The 19,377-nt window shown below is 39.5% G+C and carries 34 protein-coding genes; all 34 read right to left on the bottom strand.

The genetic code is table 11. The features are described 5' to 3' along the window. Positions 1 to 15: 15 nt before the first annotated feature. The 34 genes from IGK91_RS00435 to IGK91_RS00270 all read right to left on the bottom strand — a co-directional run bounded on the left by IGK91_RS00435 (position 16) and on the right by IGK91_RS00270 (position 19,367). Positions 16 to 954: a DNA-directed RNA polymerase subunit alpha gene (locus IGK91_RS00435; RefSeq protein ID WP_005880735.1), complete on the bottom strand. Its 939-nt coding sequence runs from the start codon at positions 952 to 954 to the stop codon at positions 16 to 18. 79 nt (positions 955 to 1,033) lie between these two features. Then, positions 1,034 to 1,423: a 30S ribosomal protein S11 gene (gene rpsK / locus IGK91_RS00430; protein ID WP_002288714.1), complete on the bottom strand. Its 390-nt coding sequence runs from the start codon at positions 1,421 to 1,423 to the stop codon at positions 1,034 to 1,036. A 27-nt stretch (positions 1,424 to 1,450) separates the two neighbouring features. Then, positions 1,451 to 1,816 (bottom strand): 30S ribosomal protein S13, encoded by a 366-nt coding sequence (gene rpsM / locus IGK91_RS00425; RefSeq protein ID WP_002288713.1) that lies wholly within the window; start codon positions 1,814 to 1,816, stop codon positions 1,451 to 1,453. A 17-nt stretch (positions 1,817 to 1,833) separates the two neighbouring features. Further along, entirely contained in the window at positions 1,834 to 1,950 is a 117-nt protein-coding gene (gene rpmJ / locus IGK91_RS00420) for a 50S ribosomal protein L36 (RefSeq protein WP_002288710.1), read from the bottom strand. 32 nt (positions 1,951 to 1,982) lie between these two features. After that, positions 1,983 to 2,201: a translation initiation factor IF-1 gene (gene infA / locus IGK91_RS00415; RefSeq protein ID WP_002288695.1), complete on the bottom strand. Its 219-nt coding sequence runs from the start codon at positions 2,199 to 2,201 to the stop codon at positions 1,983 to 1,985. Positions 2,202 to 2,392: 191 nt separating this feature from the next. Next, a complete protein-coding gene (locus IGK91_RS00410; RefSeq protein ID WP_010720438.1) occupies positions 2,393 to 3,040 on the bottom strand; it encodes an adenylate kinase in 648 nt (215 codons plus the stop codon). Between the two features lie 59 nt (positions 3,041 to 3,099). Next, entirely contained in the window at positions 3,100 to 4,395 is a 1,296-nt protein-coding gene (gene secY / locus IGK91_RS00405) for a preprotein translocase subunit SecY (RefSeq protein ID WP_430605309.1), read from the bottom strand. Further along, positions 4,395 to 4,835, bottom strand: a complete 441-nt coding sequence (gene rplO / locus IGK91_RS00400; RefSeq protein ID WP_010720440.1) for a 50S ribosomal protein L15 — start codon at positions 4,833 to 4,835, stop codon at positions 4,395 to 4,397. The genes secY and rplO overlap by 1 nt, the downstream gene beginning before the upstream one ends. A gap of 61 nt (positions 4,836 to 4,896) precedes the next feature. After that, a complete protein-coding gene (gene rpmD, locus IGK91_RS00395) occupies positions 4,897 to 5,076 on the bottom strand; it encodes a 50S ribosomal protein L30 (protein WP_010720441.1) in 180 nt (59 codons plus the stop codon). A gap of 14 nt (positions 5,077 to 5,090) precedes the next feature. Beyond that, on the bottom strand, positions 5,091 to 5,591 hold the full coding sequence (gene rpsE, locus IGK91_RS00390) for a 30S ribosomal protein S5 (RefSeq protein ID WP_002288681.1): 501 nt from the start codon (positions 5,589 to 5,591) through the stop codon (positions 5,091 to 5,093). Positions 5,592 to 5,611: 20 nt separating this feature from the next. Next, positions 5,612 to 5,968 (bottom strand): 50S ribosomal protein L18, encoded by a 357-nt coding sequence (rplR, locus tag IGK91_RS00385; protein ID WP_005880747.1) that lies wholly within the window; start codon positions 5,966 to 5,968, stop codon positions 5,612 to 5,614. A 158-nt stretch (positions 5,969 to 6,126) separates the two neighbouring features. Continuing rightward, positions 6,127 to 6,663: a 50S ribosomal protein L6 gene (gene rplF, locus IGK91_RS00380; RefSeq protein ID WP_010720442.1), complete on the bottom strand. Its 537-nt coding sequence runs from the start codon at positions 6,661 to 6,663 to the stop codon at positions 6,127 to 6,129. A 31-nt stretch (positions 6,664 to 6,694) separates the two neighbouring features. Continuing rightward, positions 6,695 to 7,093, bottom strand: coding sequence for a 30S ribosomal protein S8 (rpsH, locus tag IGK91_RS00375; RefSeq protein WP_002288675.1), 399 nt, complete (start codon positions 7,091 to 7,093; stop codon positions 6,695 to 6,697). 36 nt (positions 7,094 to 7,129) lie between these two features. After that, a complete protein-coding gene (locus IGK91_RS00370) occupies positions 7,130 to 7,315 on the bottom strand; it encodes a type Z 30S ribosomal protein S14 (RefSeq protein ID WP_002356214.1) in 186 nt (61 codons plus the stop codon). An 18-nt stretch (positions 7,316 to 7,333) separates the two neighbouring features. Next, positions 7,334 to 7,873: a 50S ribosomal protein L5 gene (gene rplE, locus IGK91_RS00365; protein WP_002288671.1), complete on the bottom strand. Its 540-nt coding sequence runs from the start codon at positions 7,871 to 7,873 to the stop codon at positions 7,334 to 7,336. A 25-nt stretch (positions 7,874 to 7,898) separates the two neighbouring features. Further along, a complete protein-coding gene (gene rplX / locus IGK91_RS00360) occupies positions 7,899 to 8,210 on the bottom strand; it encodes a 50S ribosomal protein L24 (RefSeq protein WP_010720443.1) in 312 nt (103 codons plus the stop codon). A gap of 36 nt (positions 8,211 to 8,246) precedes the next feature. Then, entirely contained in the window at positions 8,247 to 8,615 is a 369-nt protein-coding gene (rplN, locus tag IGK91_RS00355; RefSeq protein WP_002288669.1) for a 50S ribosomal protein L14, read from the bottom strand. Positions 8,616 to 8,672: 57 nt separating this feature from the next. Beyond that, complete coding sequence (rpsQ, locus tag IGK91_RS00350; RefSeq protein ID WP_010720444.1) at positions 8,673 to 8,939, bottom strand: 30S ribosomal protein S17; 267 nt, start codon at positions 8,937 to 8,939, stop codon at positions 8,673 to 8,675. Positions 8,940 to 8,963: 24 nt separating this feature from the next. Beyond that, positions 8,964 to 9,152 carry a 50S ribosomal protein L29 gene (gene rpmC, locus IGK91_RS00345; RefSeq protein ID WP_002288664.1) on the bottom strand — a complete coding sequence of 63 codons (189 nt, stop codon included), beginning with the start codon at positions 9,150 to 9,152 and terminating at the stop codon, positions 8,964 to 8,966. Further along, complete coding sequence (gene rplP / locus IGK91_RS00340; RefSeq protein ID WP_010720445.1) at positions 9,142 to 9,576, bottom strand: 50S ribosomal protein L16; 435 nt, start codon at positions 9,574 to 9,576, stop codon at positions 9,142 to 9,144. The genes rpmC and rplP overlap by 11 nt, the downstream gene beginning before the upstream one ends. A 2-nt stretch (positions 9,577 to 9,578) precedes the next feature. Next, on the bottom strand, positions 9,579 to 10,235 hold the full coding sequence (rpsC, locus tag IGK91_RS00335) for a 30S ribosomal protein S3 (RefSeq protein ID WP_010720446.1): 657 nt from the start codon (positions 10,233 to 10,235) through the stop codon (positions 9,579 to 9,581). A gap of 13 nt (positions 10,236 to 10,248) precedes the next feature. Beyond that, entirely contained in the window at positions 10,249 to 10,596 is a 348-nt protein-coding gene (gene rplV, locus IGK91_RS00330) for a 50S ribosomal protein L22 (protein WP_002288657.1), read from the bottom strand. Between the two features lie 21 nt (positions 10,597 to 10,617). Beyond that, a complete protein-coding gene (gene rpsS / locus IGK91_RS00325; protein ID WP_010720447.1) occupies positions 10,618 to 10,896 on the bottom strand; it encodes a 30S ribosomal protein S19 in 279 nt (92 codons plus the stop codon). A 42-nt stretch (positions 10,897 to 10,938) separates the two neighbouring features. Beyond that, entirely contained in the window at positions 10,939 to 11,772 is an 834-nt protein-coding gene (rplB, locus tag IGK91_RS00320; protein ID WP_010720448.1) for a 50S ribosomal protein L2, read from the bottom strand. A gap of 39 nt (positions 11,773 to 11,811) precedes the next feature. After that, complete coding sequence (gene rplW, locus IGK91_RS00315; protein WP_002290449.1) at positions 11,812 to 12,102, bottom strand: 50S ribosomal protein L23; 291 nt, start codon at positions 12,100 to 12,102, stop codon at positions 11,812 to 11,814. Next, positions 12,102 to 12,725: a 50S ribosomal protein L4 gene (rplD, locus tag IGK91_RS00310; RefSeq protein ID WP_010720449.1), complete on the bottom strand. Its 624-nt coding sequence runs from the start codon at positions 12,723 to 12,725 to the stop codon at positions 12,102 to 12,104. Before rplD ends, rplW begins: the two co-directional genes overlap by 1 nt. A gap of 27 nt (positions 12,726 to 12,752) precedes the next feature. Next, positions 12,753 to 13,382 carry a 50S ribosomal protein L3 gene (gene rplC, locus IGK91_RS00305; protein ID WP_002290445.1) on the bottom strand — a complete coding sequence of 210 codons (630 nt, stop codon included), beginning with the start codon at positions 13,380 to 13,382 and terminating at the stop codon, positions 12,753 to 12,755. Positions 13,383 to 13,412: 30 nt separating this feature from the next. Then, a complete protein-coding gene (rpsJ, locus tag IGK91_RS00300) occupies positions 13,413 to 13,721 on the bottom strand; it encodes a 30S ribosomal protein S10 (RefSeq protein ID WP_010720450.1) in 309 nt (102 codons plus the stop codon). Between the two features lie 459 nt (positions 13,722 to 14,180). Beyond that, entirely contained in the window at positions 14,181 to 15,080 is a 900-nt protein-coding gene (locus IGK91_RS00295) for a ketose-bisphosphate aldolase (protein ID WP_010736799.1), read from the bottom strand. An 18-nt stretch (positions 15,081 to 15,098) separates the two neighbouring features. Next, positions 15,099 to 15,950, bottom strand: coding sequence for a class II fructose-bisphosphate aldolase (locus IGK91_RS00290; protein WP_010720452.1), 852 nt, complete (start codon positions 15,948 to 15,950; stop codon positions 15,099 to 15,101). 24 nt (positions 15,951 to 15,974) lie between these two features. After that, complete coding sequence (locus tag IGK91_RS00285; protein ID WP_010720453.1) at positions 15,975 to 17,057, bottom strand: PTS fructose transporter subunit IIC; 1,083 nt, start codon at positions 17,055 to 17,057, stop codon at positions 15,975 to 15,977. 15 nt (positions 17,058 to 17,072) lie between these two features. Continuing rightward, entirely contained in the window at positions 17,073 to 17,387 is a 315-nt protein-coding gene (locus tag IGK91_RS00280) for a PTS fructose transporter subunit IIB (RefSeq protein ID WP_010736797.1), read from the bottom strand. A 20-nt stretch (positions 17,388 to 17,407) separates the two neighbouring features. Further along, positions 17,408 to 17,896: a PTS sugar transporter subunit IIA gene (locus IGK91_RS00275; RefSeq protein WP_010720455.1), complete on the bottom strand. Its 489-nt coding sequence runs from the start codon at positions 17,894 to 17,896 to the stop codon at positions 17,408 to 17,410. A gap of 1 nt (position 17,897) precedes the next feature. Continuing rightward, positions 17,898 to 19,367, bottom strand: coding sequence for a BglG family transcription antiterminator (locus IGK91_RS00270; RefSeq protein WP_010736796.1), 1,470 nt, complete (start codon positions 19,365 to 19,367; stop codon positions 17,898 to 17,900). Between the last annotated feature and the right edge of the window lie 10 nt (positions 19,368 to 19,377).

Here is a 19,377-nt window from a genome sequence, read left to right as displayed (position 1 = left end):
CCTTCGTAAAAGGTTTTAATCTTCCTTACGTAAACCTAAACCTAAGTCGTGTAATTTAGCTTTCACTTCTTCTAATGATTTACGTCCTAAGTTACGGACTTTGATCATTTCTGGCTCAGATTTATTTGTAAGTTCTTGTACAGTATTGATTCCTGCACGTTTCAAACAATTATAAGAGCGAACAGACAAGTCTAATTCTTCAATTGTCATTTCTAACATTTTTTCTTTTTGTGTTTCTTCTTTTTCGACCATGATTTCAGCATTTTTAGCTTCATCAGTTAGGTTTACAAAGATGTCTAAATGTTCTGTCATGATTTTTGCAGATAAACTCATTGCTTCCAACGGTTCGATTGAACCATCTGTCCAAATCTCCATCGTCAATTTATCAAAATCTTCACGGTGTCCAACACGAGTGTTTTCTACTTGGTAGTTCACACGACGAACTGGCGTGTAGATTGAATCGACTGGAAGTACACCAATTGGCATATCTTCTTTTTTGTTTTCATCTGCTTGAACATAACCACGTCCTGGCTTCACTGTTAAGCGAGCGTGGAACGTAGCTCCTTCAGAGACGCTACAGATGTACATATCTTTGTTAAGAATTTCTACCTCACTATCAACGATAATATCGCCAGCAGTTACTGTAGCAGGTCCGGTAATATCGATTTCAAGGGTTTTTTCTTCTTGACCATACATTTTAAGTGCTAAGCCTTTAATGTTCAAGATGATTTGAGTGACGTCTTCTCTTACCCCTTTAATGGTAGAGAATTCATGCAGTACACCATCGATTTGAATATTAGTGATGGCAGCACCTGGCAAAGAAGATAATAAAATACGACGTAGGGAATTCCCTAAAGTAGTCCCATATCCTCTTTCAAGAGGTTCAACGATGAACTTGCCATAATCTTTTTCTTCATCAATTTTTGCGATTCTTGGTTTTTCGAACTCAATCATTCTTATCTTTACCCCTTTCAAAACGAAAAGTGTCTTGTTCAATGACGTTACTAATAGAACTCAAAATGAGCGGCACTCATTAAACACGACGGCGTTTTGGAGGGCGGGCACCATTATGAGGAACTGGAGTCACGTCACGAATTGCAGTCACTTCTAAACCTGTAGCTTGTAATGAACGAATTGCTGCTTCACGTCCAGAACCAGGTCCTTTAACTGTTACTTCAACAGTTTTTAATCCGTGTTCCATTGCTGCTTTTGTAGCTGTTTCTGCTGCCATTTGAGCGGCAAAAGGAGTTGATTTTTTGCTTCCTTTGAAGCCTAATGAACCAGCTGATGACCACGCTAATGCATTCCCGTGAGTATCAGTGATCATGATGATAGTGTTGTTGAATGTAGAATGGATATGTGCAATACCTGCTTCTATATTCTTTTTCACACGGCGTTTACGATTCACTTTTTTTGCTGCCATGAAGTTCTAACCTCCTTCACTTAAGAATTATTTTTTCTTGCCAGCGATAGCGCGAGCTGGACCTTTACGAGTACGTGCATTGTTTTTCGTGTTTTGTCCACGAACAGGCAATCCACGACGATGACGGATTCCACGGTATGAACCGATTTCCATCAAACGTTTGATGTTTAAGTTCACTTCACGACGAAGGTCACCTTCAACTTTTAATTTATCTACTTCTGCACGGATAGCATCTGTTTGTTCATTCGTTAATTCACGAACACGAACATCTTCAGATACACCAGCATCAGCTAAGATTTTTTTAGCAGTAGTGTTACCAATACCATAGATATAAGTAAGAGAAACTACTACACGTTTATCACGAGGAATATCTACTCCTGCAATACGAGCCATATTTATTGCACCTCCAATTATCCTTGACGTTGTTTATGTTTTGGATTTGCTGGGCAAATCACCATAACGCGTCCTTTACGACGAATTACTTTACAATGTTCGCACATTGGTTTTACTGATGGTCTTACTTTCATGATAATACCTCCTGTAGTTTTACGGAGTACAATTATTTAAAGCGATAAGTAATACGGCCACGGTTTAAATCATACGGAGACAATTCAACCGTCACTTTGTCACCAGGTAAGATACGGATGTAATGCATACGGATTTTACCTGAAACAGTAGCAAGAACTTGGTGTCCGTTTTCTAGTTCAACTTTAAACATTGCATTCGGCAAAGTTTCGACGACTGTACCTTCGACTTCAATCATATCTTCTTTTGCCACGCACAGTACCTCCTTGTACTTGTTTCGCATTTTCACACGATAAAATGGCGGAAACTGCAGTTCCCACCTCAAAATTCTCAAAATGGATCATCTAGAGGATTTCTCTAGAAGTCGGACTGACATATTCTATCATAATTTATTGAACTTGACAAGAGTAACTGCTTAATGCAAGTCGGCTACGGGCAATCGTGCTATTTTTCAATAATTTTTTGGACATCAGTAAATACAGCATCGATTTCACGATCACCATCGATAGTGTTTAGCAAACCTTGTTCTTTGTAATAGGCCAAGATTGGTTCACTATTTTTGATGTTGATAGCCAGACGATTTTTAACCGTCTCAGGTTTATCATCTTCTCTTTGATAGAATTCATGCCCACCACAACGATCACATGTATCTTCAACTTTTGTAGGGTTAAAAATTTTATGATAAGTTGCTCCACAATTGCTGCAAATGAATCGGCCAGCTAAACGCTCAACCAATACATCTTCACCAACATGGATATCGATGACTGCATCAATTTTTTTGTCTAAGTCTTTTAACATTGCATCTAGCGCTTCTGCTTGCTCAAGTGTACGGGGAAAACCATCTAATAAGAAGCCTTTTTCCGTATCAGGTTCAGCTAAGCGCTCTTTCACGATTCCATTTGTTACTTCATCAGGAACTAATTCACCTTTATCAATATAAGACTTTGCTTCCAAGCCAAGAGCTGTTTCATTTTGCATTGCTGCACGGAACATGTCTCCTGTTGAGATGTGAGGAATATGATAAGCATCAATGATTTTTTCTGCTTGTGTTCCTTTACCTGCGCCTGGTAGCCCCATTAAAATGAGGTTCATTGTTTTCCCTCCTAATAAATGTGAGAACGTGTGTTGAGGAAAAACCTCAACACGCTTTCTTACTCGATAAATCCAACGTACTTACGTTTCAGCATTAAGCCTTCTAACTGTTTCGCAGTTTCTAAAGCTACACCGATGACGATCAGTAAGCTAGTACCACCTAACCCAATGGACTGAGGCAGATTCCAAATCATTTGAGCAATGATCGGTAATAAAGCCACTAAACCAAGGAAAATCGCACCGACTGTACTTAAACGCATCAATAAGCTTGAGACATACTCTTCAGTTCCTTTACCAGGACGTACGCTTGGTATATAGCTTCCTTGTTTTTGTAAGTTTTCCGCTAATTTCTCAGGGTTTACTTGAACAAAAGCATAGAAGAATGTGAATGCGACGATCAAGATCGTATAAATAGTTGCACCAGGTGCAGTATTATAGTTAAAGATCTGCATCATTATTTTATACCAGTTTTCAGCCCCAAATCTTCCACTCAATGCTTGTAAAACCGCATTAGGTGTCGCAATAAACGAACTTGCAAAGATAACCGGGATAACCCCAGCCACATTGACTTTCAACGGTAGATAACTACTTGTTGGCGCCCCTGCTACACGTTTCGTATATTGAATTGGGATTTTGCGTTCAGCTTGTTGGAAAAATGTAACGCACGTTACGATCAATAGGATTGCAACGATTAAAATAGCAATGAAAATTGCAGATTTCCAGATATCTGATTGATTGATATTTACGAAATAGTCTTCATAAATTTCTTTTACACTTTCAGGAAGTCGAGAAATGATCCCTGCAAAGATGATCATTGATACTCCGTTACCGATTCCTTTTTCTGTGATTTGTTCTCCTAACCAAGTGACAAACATTGTACCCGCAGTCAAAATCAGACCGATAGTAACATAGGTTGAAACGTTAGGGTTATTCACAAAACCTAGTTGAGCATACTGGTTAAATCCAGCAGTGATCCCAACTGATTGGACAAATGCCAATACTAATGTCAGGTATCGAGTTGCTTGATTCAACTTCTTACGACCAACCTCCCCTTGTTTTGACCATTCAACAAAACGTGGCACGATATCCATTTGTAACAATTGGATAACGATCGAAGCTGTAATGTAAGGCGAAACCCCCATTGAGAAGATGGAGAAGTTTTGCATCGCACTACCACTCACCAAGTTCAACATGTTGAAAAAAGGCAAAGAAGAAAGGTTTTGCAATGAACTAGCATTTACTCCGGGCACAGTGATATGTGCACCTAAGCGAAACACAAATAGAACAAAAACAGTAAATAGGATTTTGGATCTAATGTCTTTTACTTTAAAAGCATCTTTTAACAGTTTGAACATTAGATCACCTCAATTGACCCACCAGCAGCAACGATTGCTTCTTCAGCTGCCTTAGAAAATTTTGCGGCTTTCACAGTCAATTTCTTAGTTAACTCACCGTTAGCTAATACTTTGATTCCAGATTTTTCGTTTTTCACGATTCCAGCTTCTACTAAAGCAACTGGAGTTACTTCAGCACCATCTTCAAAACGATTTAGGACATCAAGGTTGATGACTGCATAATCTTTGCGGTTCACGTTTGTGAAACCACGTTTTGGTAAACGACGGAATAATGGAGTTTGACCCCCTTCAAATCCTAGACGTACACCACCGCCTGAACGAGCTTTTTGACCTTTTTGACCACGTCCAGCAGTTTTTCCGTTACCAGAAGAAGTACCACGTCCAACACGGTTACGTACTTGTCGTGAACCTTCTGCAGGTTTTAATTCATGAAGTTTCATAGGTTTGGCACCTCCTTAATATTCTAGTTCATATTTCTTACTATATACTAGGTTTGTTTAATTAGATTTCTTCAACGTCCACCAAGTGAGAAACAGTGTTGATCATGCCTTTGATTGCTTCATTAGCAGGTTTAACCACTGAGCTGTTAATCTTTGTAAGACCTAACGCTTTTACTGTATCACGTTGGTTTTGAGGACGTCCGATAATACTGCGTTTTAAAGTAACTTTTAATTCAGCCATTATTTTTGTCCTCCTTATCCGATTAATTCTTCAACTGATTTGCCGCGAAGTTCTGCAACTTCTTCTGCACGTTTCAATTGTTTCAAACCTTCAACAGTTGCACGAACAACGTTGATTGGTGTATTTGAACCTAAAGATTTAGAAGTGATATCTGCTACCCCTGCTAATTCCAATACGGCACGAACTGGTCCACCAGCAGCAACCCCAGAACCTTCAACAGCAGGTTTCATTAGGATTCTACCACCACTAAAAGCACCGATGACTTCGTGTGGGATTGTTGAACCAACCATAGGTACTTCAACTAAGTTTTTCTTCGCATCTTCAATTGCTTTACGGATTGCTTCAGGTACTTCTTGTGCTTTACCAGTACCAAATCCTACATGTCCGTTTTTGTCACCGACAACAACTAAAGCAGCAAAACGTAGACGACGTCCACCTTTAACAACTTTTGTTACACGGTTAATTGCAACAACGCGGTCTTCTAATTCCAAATGTTTTGGATCGATATAAACCATGAATGGTATTCCTCCTTTTCCTAAAATTCTAGTCCATTTTCGCGAGCAGCTTCAGCTAAAGCTTGCACACGGCCATGGTAAAGGTATCCACCACGGTCAAAGACTACTACTTTAATGCCTTTTTCAGTTGCACGTTCAGCAACTAATTTACCGACAGCTTGTGCTGCTTCTGTTTTTGTTCCACCTGAAATTTCTTTATCCAAGGTAGAGGCACTTGCTAGCGTTACACCCGCTACGTCATCAATAATTTGAGCGTAGATGTTTTTGTTAGAACGAAAAACGTTCAAGCGTGGGCGCTCAGCAGTACCAGAGATATTGTTACGTACACGACGATGTCTTTTCTGACGTGTTTTGTTCTTATCTGGTTTTGTAATCACAATTGTCACCTCTTTAATTTTATTGTACTGCACTTAGGCAGAAACACCAAAGTCTCGAAAAATAGAAGCTGCGGCACAAGTTAAATCTCTTTTGAATGAAGGTAAACTTCTGCAAAATCCTTTTTTCCTGCTGCTGGCTTCTATGCAATTTTTCTAAACTATTTACCAGTTTTACCTTCTTTACGGCGTACATATTCGCCAACATAACGAATACCTTTACCTTTATAAGGTTCTGGAGGACGAGTTCCGCGAATGTTCGCAGCTAATTCGCCAACTTCTTCTTTGTTCGCACCTTTAACAATTACTTGTGTGTTAGCTGGTACTTCAACAGTTACGCCAGCTGGTGGTGTGATTTCTACTGGATGTGAGTAACCTACGTTCAAGACAAGTTTTGATCCTTGTAATTGCGCACGGTACCCAACCCCGATCAATTCTAATGCTTTTTGGAATCCTTCACTAACACCTACAACCATGTTGTTGAAGTTAGCACGAGTTGTTCCATGGATTGTTTTCATTTCTTTACTGTCATTTGGACGAGTGAAAGTCACTTCGTTTCCTTCGATATTCATTTTGATATCAGAAGAGAAAGTACGTGTTAATTCACCTTTAGGTCCTTTAACTGTAATGTTGTTTCCATCTTGAGTAACTGTTACTCCTTCAGGGATCACAACAACTTTATTTCCAATACGGCTCACTTAAAGACACCTCCTTGTAAATTCTAGTTGATTACCATACGTAAGCGATAACTTCGCCGCCGATATTTTTTTCACGAGCTTCTTTATCAGTAACAACACCTTCAGAAGTCGAAATGATTGCGATACCTAAACCGTTCAATACTTTTGGTACTTCGTCAGCTTTGACATAAGCACGCAAACCTGGTTTAGAGATACGTTTTAAGTTAGTGATAACACGTTCGCCGTTTTTACCAAATTTTAGGAAAACACGGATCACGCCTTGTTTGTCATCTTCGATATATTCAACATCACGAACGAAACCTTCACGTTTTAAGATTTCAGCGATGTCACGTTTAATTTTTGATGCAGGAACTTCTAAAGACTCATGTTTAACCATGTTTGCGTTACGGATACGAGTTAGAAAATCTGCAATTGGATCTGTCATGACCATTGATCTTTTACCTCCTTCTTATGCGAATTTACTTTTTTACCAGCTAGCTTTCTTCACGCCGGGAATTTGACCTTTATAGGCAAGTTCGCGGAAGCAAATACGGCAAAGATGGAACTTACGATAAACTGAATGTGGACGTCCGCAACGTTCGCAACGAGTGTAAGCTTGTGTTGAATGTTTTGCAGGGCGTTTGTTTTTAGCAATCATTGATTTTTTAGCCACGTAGTTCGCCTCCTTTAATTATTTTTGGAATGGCATGCCTAATTGTGTCAACAACTCACGAGATTCTTCATCTGAGTTAGCTGTCGTTACAATAACGATGTCCATACCACGTACTTTATCTACTAAATCGTAATCTACTTCTGGGAAGATCAATTGTTCTTTAATACCTAAAGTATAGTTTCCACGACCGTCAAAGGCTTTTTTACTTACACCATGGAAGTCACGTACACGTGGTAGAGAAACTGAAACCAATTTGTCTAGAAATTCGTACATTCTTTCTCCGCGCAAGGTAACTTTTGCCCCAATTGGCATTCCTTCACGTAAACGGAATCCAGCGATTGATTTTTTAGCTTTAGTAATCATTGGTTTTTGTCCAGTGATCAAAGTTAATTCTTCAACTGCTTTATCTAAGTTTTTAGCGTTTGATACCGCATCACCAACACCCATGTTGATGACGATTTTTTCAACTTTAGGTGTTTGCATAACAGAGCTATAGTTAAATTTTTCCATCAATGATGGAGTTACTTCTTTAAGATATTTTTCTTTTAGGCGGTTCATTCAGTAAGCCCCTCCTTCCTTAAACTTATTTATTATCTAAAACTTCACCGGTTTTTTTAGAAACGCGGACTTTTTTGCCATCTACTTCTTTGTAGCCAACTCGGCCAGCTACGCCAGTAGAGTCGATCACCATCACGTTAGAAACATGAATTGGTGCTTCCATCTCAACAATTCCACCTTGAGGAGCAGCTTGAGAAGGTTTTTGGTGTTTTTTAACAACATTCACACCTTCGACAATGACTTTATCTTTTTTCGGAAACGCTGCTAATACAACGCCTTCTTTATTTTTGTCTTTTCCAGTGATAACTTTAACTTTATCGCCTTTTTTAACAAACATAACTGTTTCGCACCTCCTTTGATAAGTGTCTCAAGATTATAAAACTTCTGGTGCTAGTGAAACGATCTTCATGAAGTTGTTTTCACGTAGTTCACGTGCAACCGGCCCAAAGATACGCGTTCCACGAGGGCTTTTATCATCACGAATAATCACTGCAGCATTTTCATCAAATTTAATATATGAACCGTCTGTACGACGAGCTCCTGATTTTGTTCGAACGATAACGGCTTTTACGACGTCACCTTTTTTGACAACCCCACCTGGCGTTGCTTGTTTAACCGTAGCAACGATCACATCACCGATGTTAGCAGTTTTACGACCAGAACCACCAAGGACTTTGATCGTCAAAATTTCACGTGCGCCTGAATTATCAGCGACTTTTAAACGACTTTCTGCTTGGATCACGTTGTGTATCCTCCTTTCAGATTTTGCATTCAATCTATATAGGAAAATCTCGTGTTATTAGATAATAACTGCTTCTTCGACTACTTCCAACAAACGGAAACGTTTTGTAGCTGATAATGGACGAGTTTCCATAATTTTCACGATGTCGCCAACTTTAGCTGTGTTGTTTTCATCATGCACTTTGTATTTCTTAGAATAGTTCATGCGTTTGCCATAGATAGGGTGGTTTTTCTTTGTTTCAACAGAAACTGTAATGGTTTTATCCATTTTGTCAGATACCACGCGACCTTGATAAACTTTGCGTTGATTTCTTTCTTCAGTCATACGCTTAATGGCCTCCTTCCATAATTACTTAGCTTGTTCACGCAATACAGTTTTGATGCGTGCAATCGATTTACGTACTTCTTTAATACGTGCAGTGTTTTCTAATTGACCTGTTGCTAATTGGAATCTAAGATTAAACAATTCTTCTTTTAATTGTTTTTCTTGATCAAGCATTTCGGCAGTGGTTAATTCTCTGATTTCTTTAACCTTCATTCGATTCACCACCCATTTCCTCACGTTTTACGATCTTAGTTTTCATTGGTAATTTGTGAGAAGCTAGACGTAACGCTTCACGAGCCACTTCTTCAGACACGCCTGCAATTTCAAACATGATTTTACCACGTTTTACTGGTGCAACCCATCCTTCAGGTGCCCCTTTACCAGAACCCATACGTACCCCAATTGCTTTGGCAGTATAAGATTTGTGAGGGAAAATTTTAATCCATACTTTCCCACCACGTTTCATGTAACGAGTCATTGCGATACGAGCAGCTTCGATTTGGCGGTTAGTGATCCAATGTGAATCAACAGCTTGCAAACCGTATTCACCGAATGCTACTTCTTTACCACCTTTGGCTTCCCCGCGCATTTTTCCGCGGAATTCACGACGGTGTTTTACACGTTTAGGTACTAACATGATTATTTCCCTCCTTTCTCAGTGTTTTTTTTAGTTGGAAGAATTTCTCCACGATAGATCCACACTTTAACTCCTAGTTTTCCGTATGTTGTATCTGCTTCTTCCCATGCGTAATCAATATCCGCACGTAATGTGTGAAGAGGAACAGTTCCTTCTGAGTATCCTTCTGAACGAGCGATGTCCGCACCGTTTAGACGTCCAGATACTTGAGTTTTGATCCCTTTAGCGCCAGCACGCATTGAACGTTGGATGGCTTGTTTTTGAGCGCGACGGAAAGCAACACGATTTTCTAATTGACGTGCGATTCCTTCACCTACTAATTTTGCATCTAGATCTGGTTTTTTGATTTCCACGATGTTGATATGGATTCTTTTACCAGTTAATTTATTTAATTCTTTTCTTAGGTTTTCGACTTCAGATCCGCCTTTACCAATAACCATACCTGGTTTTGCTGTGTGAATTGAAATGTTAACACGGCCTGTAGCACGTTCGATTTCAATTGTTGATACAGCAGCATCAGCAAGTTTAGTTGAAATAAATTTACGGATTCTTAAATCTTCGTGTAAGAACTCTGCATACTCTTTTTCAGCATACCATTTAGCATCCCAGTCGCGGATGATGCCTACACGCATTCCAATTGGATGTACTTTTTGACCCACTGATTATCCCTCCTTATTTTTCTGATACGACTACCGTGATATGACTTGTACGTTTGTTGATTGGAGAAGCTGATCCTTTTGCACGTGGACGGAAACGTTTCATTGTTGGTCCTTCGTTAACAAATGCTTCAGATACTACCAAGTTTTCAACATCTAAGTCAAAATTGTTTTCTGCATTCGCAACTGCTGACATCAATACTTTTTCAATGATTCCAGCAGATTTGTTTGGTGTGAATTTCAAGATTGAAATTGCATCCGCAACACTTTTACCTCTGATAAGGTCAATTACTAAACGGGCTTTTCGAGGTGAAGTGCGAACTGTTTTTGCAGTTGCTTTAGCTGATGTGATTTGTTCTGCCATTTGGTTTTATCCTCCCCTCAATTAGCGTTTCGTTTTCTTATCGTCTGCAGCATGGCCACGATAAGTTCTTGTTGGTGCGAATTCACCTAGTTTGTGTCCTACCATATCTTCTTGGATGTAAACTGGTACGTGTTTACGTCCATCGTATACTGCGATGGTATATCCAACAAAACTTGGGAAAATGGTCGAACGACGAGACCAAGTTTTGATAACTTTTTTCTTTTCAACCCCTGCTTGAGCTTCAACTTTGTTCATTAAATGCTCATCAACGAAAGGTCCTTTCTTTAAACTACGACCCATGGTGAACCTCCTCTCAAAATGTGCGACACATGGTCAAAGAAATTATTTATTTTTACGACGACGAACAATAAGTTTGTCTGATTTAGCTTTTTTATCACGAGTTTTGTAACCAAGTGCTGGTTGTCCCCAAGGAGAAACTGGTGCTTTACGTCCGATAGGAGCTTTACCTTCACCACCACCGTGTGGGTGATCGTTAGGGTTCATTACGCTACCACGTACAGTTGGGCGTTTACGCATCCAACGAGAGCGTCCAGCTTTACCGATGTTGATCAATTCGTGTTGTTCGTTACCTACTGAACCGATTGTTGCACGGCAAGCAGCTAAGATCATACGAACTTCACCAGAGTTTAAGCGGATCAATACGTATTTGCCTTCTTTACCAAGTACTTGAGCACTTGTACCAGCAGAACGGATTAATTGTCCACCTTTACCAGGTTTCATTTCAATATTGTGGATAACAGTACCAACTGGAATGTTTTCTAAAGGAAGAGCATTTCCGACTTTGATATCTGCATCTGGACCTGAAACAAGTTTCATTCCAACTTGTAGTCCTTTTGGTGCTAAGATGTAAGCTTTCACTCCATCTTCATAGTGTACTAACGCGATGTTAGCTGAACGGTTTGGATCGTATTCGATCGTTTGAACAGTTGCAACAACGTTATCTTTATTACGTTTGAAGTCGATCACGCGATATTGGCGTTTGTGTCCGCCGCCTTGGTGACGTACAGTGATGCGGCCGTTATTGTTACGTCCAGCATGGTTTTTCAATGGTTGTAACAATGATTTTTCAGGTGTTGATGTTGTGATTTCAGCAAAATCAGAACCTGTCATGTTACGACGACCATTTGAGGTAGGTTTGTACTTTTTAATCGCCACGTTTTTCCCTCCTAATTTAATGAGTTATCTAGTAAGTGCTTATTCAGCAGCTTCGAATAATTGGATTTCTTTTGAATCTTCAGTCAATGTAACGATCGCTTTGCGACGTTTTTTTGTATATCCTGCATATTTGCCCATACGTTTGAATTTCGCACGTACGTTCACGATGTTCACGTTTTTAACTTTTACGTCAAAAGCAGCTTCAACCGCTTGTTTTACTAAAGTTTTGTTTGCACGAGTGTCCACTTCAAAAGTATATTTCTTGTCATCCATGGCAAGCATTGATTTTTCAGTGATCACTGGGCGTTTGATTACGTCTAGTAAGTTCATTATGCAAGCACCTCCTCAATTTGAGTAAGAGCAGTTTGTGTTGCTAACACTTTTGTATTTGAAACAACATCTAGAACACTTACGTTATCAGAAGTTACTACAGTTACGTTTGGTAAGTTACGTGCTGATAAAGCAGCAAAGTCGTTACCATTCTCTAGAACAACCAATACTTTAGAGTCAATAGATAAGTTAGCAAGAACTTGTTTAAATTCTTTTGTTTTTGGTGCATCGAAGCTTAATCCTTCAATTGCTACCAAGTTGTTTTCAGCAACTTTTTCTGACAATACAGATTTCATTGCTAAACGACGAACTTTTTTAGGAAGTTTGTAGCTGTAAGAACGTGGTGTTGGTCCAAAGACTACGCCACCTCCACGCCATTGTGGTGAGCGGATTGATCCTTGACGAGCACGACCAGTTCCTTTTTGACGCCACGGTTTACGTCCACCGCCTCGAACAGCACTACGGTTTTTAACCGCATGTGTTCCTTGTCTTAATGACGCACGTTGCATAACGATTGCATCGTAAACAACACTTTCATTTGGTTCAATTCCGAAGATTTCTTCGTTAAGTGTGATTTCACCGTTTTGGCTTCCATCTTGTTTGAATAATGCTACATTCGGCATTCCTTAGTTCCTCCTTTCATCCTACTATTATTTAGCTTTCACAGCTGATTTGATAGTGATTAATGATTTTTTAGCTCCAGGAACATTTCCTTTAATTAAGATAACGTTTCTTTCTGCATCAACGCGAACAACTTCCAAGTTTTGGATTGTTACGCGGTTGCCACCCATACGGCCAGCAAGACGTTTGTTTTTGAATACACGGTTAGGTGCAACTGGACCCATTGACCCAGGACGACGATGGTAGCGAGAACCGTGAGCCATTGGTCCGCGGCTTTGGCCGTGACGTTTGATAACCCCTTGGAATCCTTTACCTTTCGTAGTACCTGTTACATCAATAATGTCTCCTGCTTGGAAAACATCTACTGTAATTTCTTTTCCTACTTCATATTCTCCTAGCTCAACATTTTTGAATTCACGAATGAAGCGCTTAGGAGCCGTGTTTGCTTTTGCAACATGACCTTTCGCAGGTTTGTTTGATAAAACTTCACGCATATCTTGGTAACCAACTTGAATAGCTTCGTAGCCATCAGTTTCCATTGTTTTCACTTGTAGCACTACGTTTGGAGTAGCTTCTACAACAGTTACTGGAATTAATTCGCCAGATTCAGTGAAGATTTGTGTCATTCCCACTTTTTTCCCTAAGATTCCTTTGGTCATGAGTACACCTCCATTAATTTTATTTTAATATTATAGTTTGATTTCGATGTTAACACCAGATGGTAAGTCTAGCTTCATCAAAGCATCAACAGTTTTTGGTGTTGGGTTCACAATGTCGATAAGACGTTTGTGTGTACGCATTTCGAATTGTTCGCGTGAATCTTTGTATTTGTGAGTCGCACGAATAACTGTGTAAAGACTGCGTTCAGTTGGTAATGGAATTGGACCAGACACGCTAGCTCCAGTTCTTTTTGCAGTTTCCACGATTTTATCCGCCGCTTGATCTAAAATACGGTGTTCATACGCTTTTAAACGGATACGAATTTTTTGTTTTGCCATCTTGTTCCCTCCTTCGCCTATTTTGAAAAGTAGACATAGCTCCACGAAAATTTCCGTCACGCTCGTTCGTGGCAAAGCGTCCGGGCGTGTCGCAACCTCTCGTTTCTTAGCCGACGAAATCCTATAGATCACGTCTGTGACATTTACGTTTAGGTAAACGCACCTTTGTAATTATAATATATCTAAATCCACAAAGCAAGGCTTTTTTCCTGTAAAAAACAATTTGTTTTCATAATTTTTCATTTAGATAACTTTAGATGCCTCTTATCCTTAAATGTCACATTTTATTTCTACTAAACTTCCTTCCTATAGTAGTTCGCCTATCTTCAGTTATTCAAAAAAACCGCAGAACCCCCAATCATGTTGGTTTCTACGGTTTTTTATTCTATTAACTATCGGAAGTGATAGACGATCTAAGCCATACACTTTTCTTGAAAAACAAAGTTTGGATTATTTTTTTTAGTTCTGTTCTTGTCGCCAAGGTTGAATATTCGCTTGACGATAGACTTTTGCTTGGTTGATTGAATGGAAGAGTTCCATCTTTTGCTTCACCACTTCTTTTGCTGCTGCGATACATTCAGGATAAATGGCATTTGGGTCCCATAGCTCTGTTGTAGCTAAGATCTCACGACACTTTTTATAAAAAGCATATTTATAGTCGGATGAAATATTGACTTTCTGAATACCGATTTGCACTGCTTTTGCAATTTCTTCGTCTGGGTTAGCCGATCCTCCATGTAAAACTAGCGGAATGGCTACTTTTTCTTTAATACTTGTTAAAACATCCATTTTCAATGCTGGCTTGACATCTTTTGGATAGATACCATGAGCGGTTCCGATTGCCACCGCTAACGAATCGATTCCTGTACGTTCCACAAATTCCTGTGCATCTTCCGGCTTCGTATAAATGACTTCCGATACACCGCCTTCTACTGAAGTACCCGTGTTACCAATCGTTCCTAGTTCGCCTTCAACTGAGACCCCGATCTTATGGCAAACATCTACCACTTCTTTTGTTAGTGCAATATTTTCTTCAAATGGCAACAAGGAGCCGTCGATCATAACTGAACTAAACCCACAATGAATCCCTCGCATGATACTTGCTAAGCTATCGCCATGATCCATATGGATAACGAAAGGCACAGTGCTGTTTTTCGCTCGGCTCACTGCATATTGGAAAAACTCATCTTTGGTAAAGTCTAATTCTGTCGGATGGACTGCAATGATTGCGGGTGCATCATTTTCTTCTGCCGCCTCAATGACTACTCGTAAAAAGTTGCTGTCAGCAACGTTAAACGCCCCTACTGCAAAATGATTTTCCTTGGCAATTTCTAACATTTGATTCATATTGATTAACATCGTCTATTTTCTCCATTTCTATGATTTATTGGTTGAACCTGATAGTTGAATGTATTGCTGAACTAACTCTTTTCCTGCTATGACTGTTTGTTGGATGAGAGTGGGGTATTCGATCGTTGGCTCCTGTTGTAGAAGCTGTTGGCATCTTTGTTGTTGCGCCTTCATAAAATCAGAACCAACATTAATCTTATTGATTCCTAACTCAATGGATTGGCGAATGTTGTCTTTTCCCGCTCCTGACCCCCCATGTAAAACTAACGGAAGTTGAGTCTTCTCTTTTATTTCTTGGACAATATCGAAACGAAAACGTGGTTTGTACCCTTTAGGATAATCTCCGTGACTGGAGCCATAGGAAATCGCTAAGCAGTCCACACCCGTTTCATTGATCAATCGGATTGCTTCTGCTGGGTCCGTACACATGGCATCATCTGTAAAATGGTCGCCTGTGACTGCCCCCATATTTCCTACTTCTGCTTCTACGCTCGCATCATACGTTTGGGCAAATTGAACCATCGCTCTCGTTATTTCGATATTCTGATCCAAGGGATACATCGAAGCATCCATCATGACGCTGGAAAATCCTTCTTGTAAGCACTGCTTGACAAATGCGATGTCTTGACCATGATCTAGATTAATCGCTACTTCGACTTTGGCATCCTGTGCCATACGGATGATGGGCTTCGTTAAATAATGATAATTGATGTGTTGCTTTAAGTGATCTTGCAATAAATCTATGATGATCGGCGCATGTAATTCCTCAGCAGCTTGGATCGTTGCTTTAGCTGTTTCTAGATTAAAGCAATTGATCGCCATGACAGCATAGTTTTCTTGATTTGCTTTTTTGAGCATCTCTTTCATTGACACATACATATCAAATCCTTCTCTCTACAGTTTTTAAGATAATTTAATAGAAGAAAAATCTACTTCTTCCTCTTCTTCCTCTACGACAGGGTGTTCAGCTGGCGCCTTTTTCAAAACAAACAATAGAATGCCGGTAACTGCAGAACCAATCAATAAGGCAAAGGTAAACTTCAACGGATCCGTCATTGCTGGGATAATAAAGACCCCACCAGAAGGAACTGGTGACCCAATTCCCCACGACATACTCAAACCTCCGCCAATCGCTGCACCAGCTGTACACGAAATGATCACACGAAGCGGATCAACTGCCGCTAAGGGGATAACGCCTTCCGTAATCATGCAAAGTCCCATCGGAAAAGCAATCTTAATGTTGTTTTCTTCTTCTTTTGAATATTTTGTTTGCCGAAATAACTTAGATAAAACCCATGAAATGGTGACACCGAAAGGCGGAACCATTGACGCTAACACTTTCACAGCTTCTGGTTCTTGCACACCTTCCAAAAGCATCCCATCAGCAAACAATGAGGCTACCTTATTGACTGGTCCACCAAAATCAAAGGCAGCCATCCCACCGACAATTGACCCAAAGAGGAATTTTCCAGAACCTTGTAGTCCTTGTAAAAAATCGGTCATCGCTTCTGTTGCCCAAACAATCGGCACACCTACCACGAAAAACATCAATAAACCGATACTAAGGGTCGCTAACAGTGGGATGATCATCATCGGCATCAATCCTTGTGCCCACTTAGGAACTTTGAGATATTTCACCAATAACAGGACAAAGAACCCCACCAAGTAACCGCCTAACATACCACCTAAAAAACCTGCGCCAATGGCATTGGCAATTAACCCCATAAACAAACCTGGACCAATCCCTGGGCGATCGGCAATGGAATAGGCAATCGCTGCAGAAATCACTGGAGCCAATAATCCCATGCCCAAAACCCCTAGAGAAACTAAGGCATCGGGTACAGAATAAGACGCTTGATAATCATTGATGACTTGCCCACCTGTTAAATTCCCAATAGCGATCAAGAGTCCAGCGGTCACAACAACTGGTAACATGTATGAAATAGCTGTCAGTGCATGCTTTTTTAATTGTAGTTGACGAAGCATCCAATTCCTCTCCTTTTATGTTTTACTGAGTTCTTCTTCAATTTTAGTAATCAACCCTTTCGGTGCTTTAATGACCATGTTCGTAGGAATCTCAATCACTTTTTTTCCTTCGAACCGCTCCTTGCCACCAATTTTGATATCTGCTGCAATAATGACGACATCTGCCTGCTTGATCTCCTCCTTCGATAACTCGTCTTCTGTACCAATTGTTCCTTGTGTTTCGATGTGCACTTCATGTCCTAATGCTTTTGCTGCTTTTTCTAATTTTTGTTTGGCAATATACGTATGTGCAATTCCTGAAGTACAGGCTGCTACTCCGACGATCTTCATTTTTCCTTCCTCCTTTTCTTTTAGACAGTTGGTTCTTTTGCTAATAGTTCCATTAATTCTGTTTTACTAGTTGCCTGATTCATTTTTTCGATAATGGTATCTTCTGCTAATAACATTGCTACTTTTTGTAATAATTTGATATGAACGGTATTGGCATCTGTATCTTTTACTGCAAATAAGATAATGACCTTTACAGGCTGCTCATCTAATGATTCCCAAGGGATCGGGGTCTCGACTTTACCCACAACCAAAGAAGTCTGAATGACACTCGCTGATTTTCCGTGGGGAATCGCCACACCGTTTCCAATCCCTGTGATTCCTTCTTTCTCCCGTTGAAAGACATCTGATGAAAAATCATCAACATCTTTGATAATGCCGTTTTCTTTTAGTAATTCACTTAATTCGAGAATCGCTTCTTTTTTTGTTTTCGCTTTCATTTCTAAACGTATCAGTTTTTCTGTAATCACATTTGCGATACTAAATTCTGACATTACCTGTTTTGTAACCATTTCACATCTCTCCTAACATTTGCTTCACACGTTTTTCGTCTTGCTTGGTAAATACTGAGTTTACTAATATCGTGGGAATCTTCGGTGGCTCATTCAAACAAACCGTTGTTAAAATCAAATCGATCTTACTAAATTCCGCTTGGTTTTTCTGGTACTGCCGAGAAGATAAAACAGCAATAATCTCTAATTCAGGAAAGGCTTTTTTTACTTTGACTTTCAATAGTTCTGAAGTTCCAACACCACTACTACACATGATCAATACACGTTTTTTTATTGGGGCTAACTCTTTGTATCTCACAAAGTATAATGTTAAAAATCCAATTTCATCTTTGGATATATGGTTTGTATGAAATTTTTTTTGGACCATTTTACTGACAAATTCTACTAATTGAAACGTTTCCTGGTACTCTAATTCAATATCGTGCAATAAATCATTTTTGATTGTGATCTCATGTTTTAATCGATACAATAGCGGCTGAATGTGACTATACAAATCATGTCGGTTTCGTTCTTGATCAATCGCTACTCCCATGAGCCGGCTCATCGTAGCAGAAAAAAAACGGGTGATTTCTTCAGCTTCATTTGAGATATTTTGATGTTTAATCGAACCATTTTCGATCCTGGAGGAAATCAAGTATTGAAAAAGATAAAAAGTTTCACTTTCAGGGAGAGTCGTATTTAAATATTGACCTAATTTGAGCATGACTTGCTTTGATAGTTGGTACAGTTCCTGGTTATAATGGATCAGCGCCTGATCTTCTTCATCTAAATCCCACGTATCTTCTTCTAAATACACGACCCCTTCACGGAAGCGTTTGACTAAGATATAAATATGAGAAAAAATATTCATTGCATATGGATAGGCAATTCGGCTGACTAGTTTTTGTTCGATAAACTCAACGATCGAAGTAATAAAATTGATATCAAATGAGCTGATCATTGGGTGACTAGGAACCACTTTTTTATCTTCCAATAAATGGATACTTAATAGCATATTCACTACTTTACGAATATGTTTTTCTGTTCCTTCGATACCAATTCGGGTACCTTGTCGTTTAAGTTGGAGGTGGTTTTTCATTAAAAATAAACTGATCTTAGCCAAATCATTACTAATTACCGGATCACTGACATAATACGGATGGAACAATTCATTGATTAATAACTTCTTGGGTGCCTTAAACAACAAATTAAGCAAAATCGCATTTCTTCTTTCCAAAGGTCCTTGACTCGTTCGACTTTCATTATGCGTTGCACTCACATTTAAATATTTATCGTAGTCTAACCGAAATCCTTTGCCTGCCTCTGCCAAAATGATTTCCCCGGTTTCAGACACATCATTTATCTTTTTAATCGTGCGGTAGACCGTTTTCGTAGAAACATGGGCAAATTCAGCTAACTCCTGAGCTGTAAGGGATAAGCCATGTTTAACAAAGTATTCGACCATTTCTTTCTCTCTTTTGCTTAGCTGCATTTGTTCAACC

This window comes from Enterococcus sp. DIV1208, assembly GCF_050530455.1.
GTDB lineage: Bacteria > Bacillota > Bacilli > Lactobacillales > Enterococcaceae > Enterococcus_B > Enterococcus_B hirae.
Note: the sequence above shows the minus strand (reverse complement) of the source record. Positions and strands in the feature narration are given on the sequence as shown.

What these genes read in the sequence shown, in the direction of transcription:
- rplO (WP_010720440.1), bottom strand. Translation starts at nt 4,835, where the DNA reads ATGAAACTTCATGAATTAAAACCTGCAGAAGGTTCACGACAAGTACGT.
- IGK91_RS00285 (WP_010720453.1), bottom strand. Translation starts at nt 17,057, where the DNA reads ATGCTTCGTCAACTACAATTAAAAAAGCATGCACTGACAGCTATTTCA.
- rpmC (WP_002288664.1), bottom strand. Translation starts at nt 9,152, where the DNA reads ATGAAGGTTAAAGAAATCAGAGAATTAACCACTGCCGAAATGCTTGAT.
- rplW (WP_002290449.1), bottom strand. Translation starts at nt 12,102, where the DNA reads ATGAACTTACTAGACGTAATCAAACGCCCAGTGATCACTGAAAAATCA.
- IGK91_RS00290 (WP_010720452.1), bottom strand. Translation starts at nt 15,950, where the DNA reads ATGTATGTGTCAATGAAAGAGATGCTCAAAAAAGCAAATCAAGAAAAC.
- IGK91_RS00270 (WP_010736796.1), bottom strand. Translation starts at nt 19,367, where the DNA reads ATGCAGCTAAGCAAAAGAGAGAAAGAAATGGTCGAATACTTTGTTAAA.
- rplD (WP_010720449.1), bottom strand. Translation starts at nt 12,725, where the DNA reads ATGCCGAATGTAGCATTATTCAAACAAGATGGAAGCCAAAACGGTGAA.
- rplX (WP_010720443.1), bottom strand. Translation starts at nt 8,210, where the DNA reads ATGTTTGTTAAAAAAGGCGATAAAGTTAAAGTTATCACTGGAAAAGAC.
- rpsQ (WP_010720444.1), bottom strand. Translation starts at nt 8,939, where the DNA reads ATGACTGAAGAAAGAAATCAACGCAAAGTTTATCAAGGTCGCGTGGTA.
- rpsJ (WP_010720450.1), bottom strand. Translation starts at nt 13,721, where the DNA reads ATGGCAAAACAAAAAATTCGTATCCGTTTAAAAGCGTATGAACACCGT.
- rpsM (WP_002288713.1), bottom strand. Translation starts at nt 1,816, where the DNA reads ATGGCTCGTATTGCAGGAGTAGATATTCCTCGTGATAAACGTGTAGTA.
- rplP (WP_010720445.1), bottom strand. Translation starts at nt 9,576, where the DNA reads ATGTTAGTACCTAAACGTGTAAAACACCGTCGTGAATTCCGCGGAAAA.
- rplV (WP_002288657.1), bottom strand. Translation starts at nt 10,596, where the DNA reads ATGGCAGAACAAATCACATCAGCTAAAGCAACTGCAAAAACAGTTCGC.
- rpsH (WP_002288675.1), bottom strand. Translation starts at nt 7,093, where the DNA reads ATGGTCATGACAGATCCAATTGCAGATTTTCTAACTCGTATCCGTAAC.
- rplC (WP_002290445.1), bottom strand. Translation starts at nt 13,382, where the DNA reads ATGACCAAAGGAATCTTAGGGAAAAAAGTGGGAATGACACAAATCTTC.
- rpsE (WP_002288681.1), bottom strand. Translation starts at nt 5,591, where the DNA reads ATGGTTTATATCGATCCAAAACATTTGGAATTAGAAGACCGCGTTGTT.
- IGK91_RS00295 (WP_010736799.1), bottom strand. Translation starts at nt 15,080, where the DNA reads ATGTTAATCAATATGAATCAAATGTTAGAAATTGCCAAGGAAAATCAT.
- rplE (WP_002288671.1), bottom strand. Translation starts at nt 7,873, where the DNA reads ATGAACCGCCTAAAAGAAAAATATCTTAAAGAAGTAACTCCATCATTG.
- secY (WP_430605309.1), bottom strand. Translation starts at nt 4,395, where the DNA reads ATGTTCAAACTGTTAAAAGATGCTTTTAAAGTAAAAGACATTAGATCC.
- IGK91_RS00275 (WP_010720455.1), bottom strand. Translation starts at nt 17,896, where the DNA reads ATGGTTACAAAACAGGTAATGTCAGAATTTAGTATCGCAAATGTGATT.
- rpmD (WP_010720441.1), bottom strand. Translation starts at nt 5,076, where the DNA reads ATGGCTGAATTAAAAGTTACTTTAAAACGCAGTATTATCGGACGTCCT.
- rpmJ (WP_002288710.1), bottom strand. Translation starts at nt 1,950, where the DNA reads ATGAAAGTAAGACCATCAGTAAAACCAATGTGCGAACATTGTAAAGTA.
- rpsK (WP_002288714.1), bottom strand. Translation starts at nt 1,423, where the DNA reads ATGGCAGCAAAAAAAGTGAATCGTAAACGCCGTGTGAAAAAGAATATA.
- IGK91_RS00435 (WP_005880735.1), bottom strand. Translation starts at nt 954, where the DNA reads ATGATTGAGTTCGAAAAACCAAGAATCGCAAAAATTGATGAAGAAAAA.
- rpsS (WP_010720447.1), bottom strand. Translation starts at nt 10,896, where the DNA reads ATGGGTCGTAGTTTAAAGAAAGGACCTTTCGTTGATGAGCATTTAATG.
- IGK91_RS00280 (WP_010736797.1), bottom strand. Translation starts at nt 17,387, where the DNA reads ATGAAGATCGTCGGAGTAGCAGCCTGTACTTCAGGAATTGCACATACG.
- IGK91_RS00410 (WP_010720438.1), bottom strand. Translation starts at nt 3,040, where the DNA reads ATGAACCTCATTTTAATGGGGCTACCAGGCGCAGGTAAAGGAACACAA.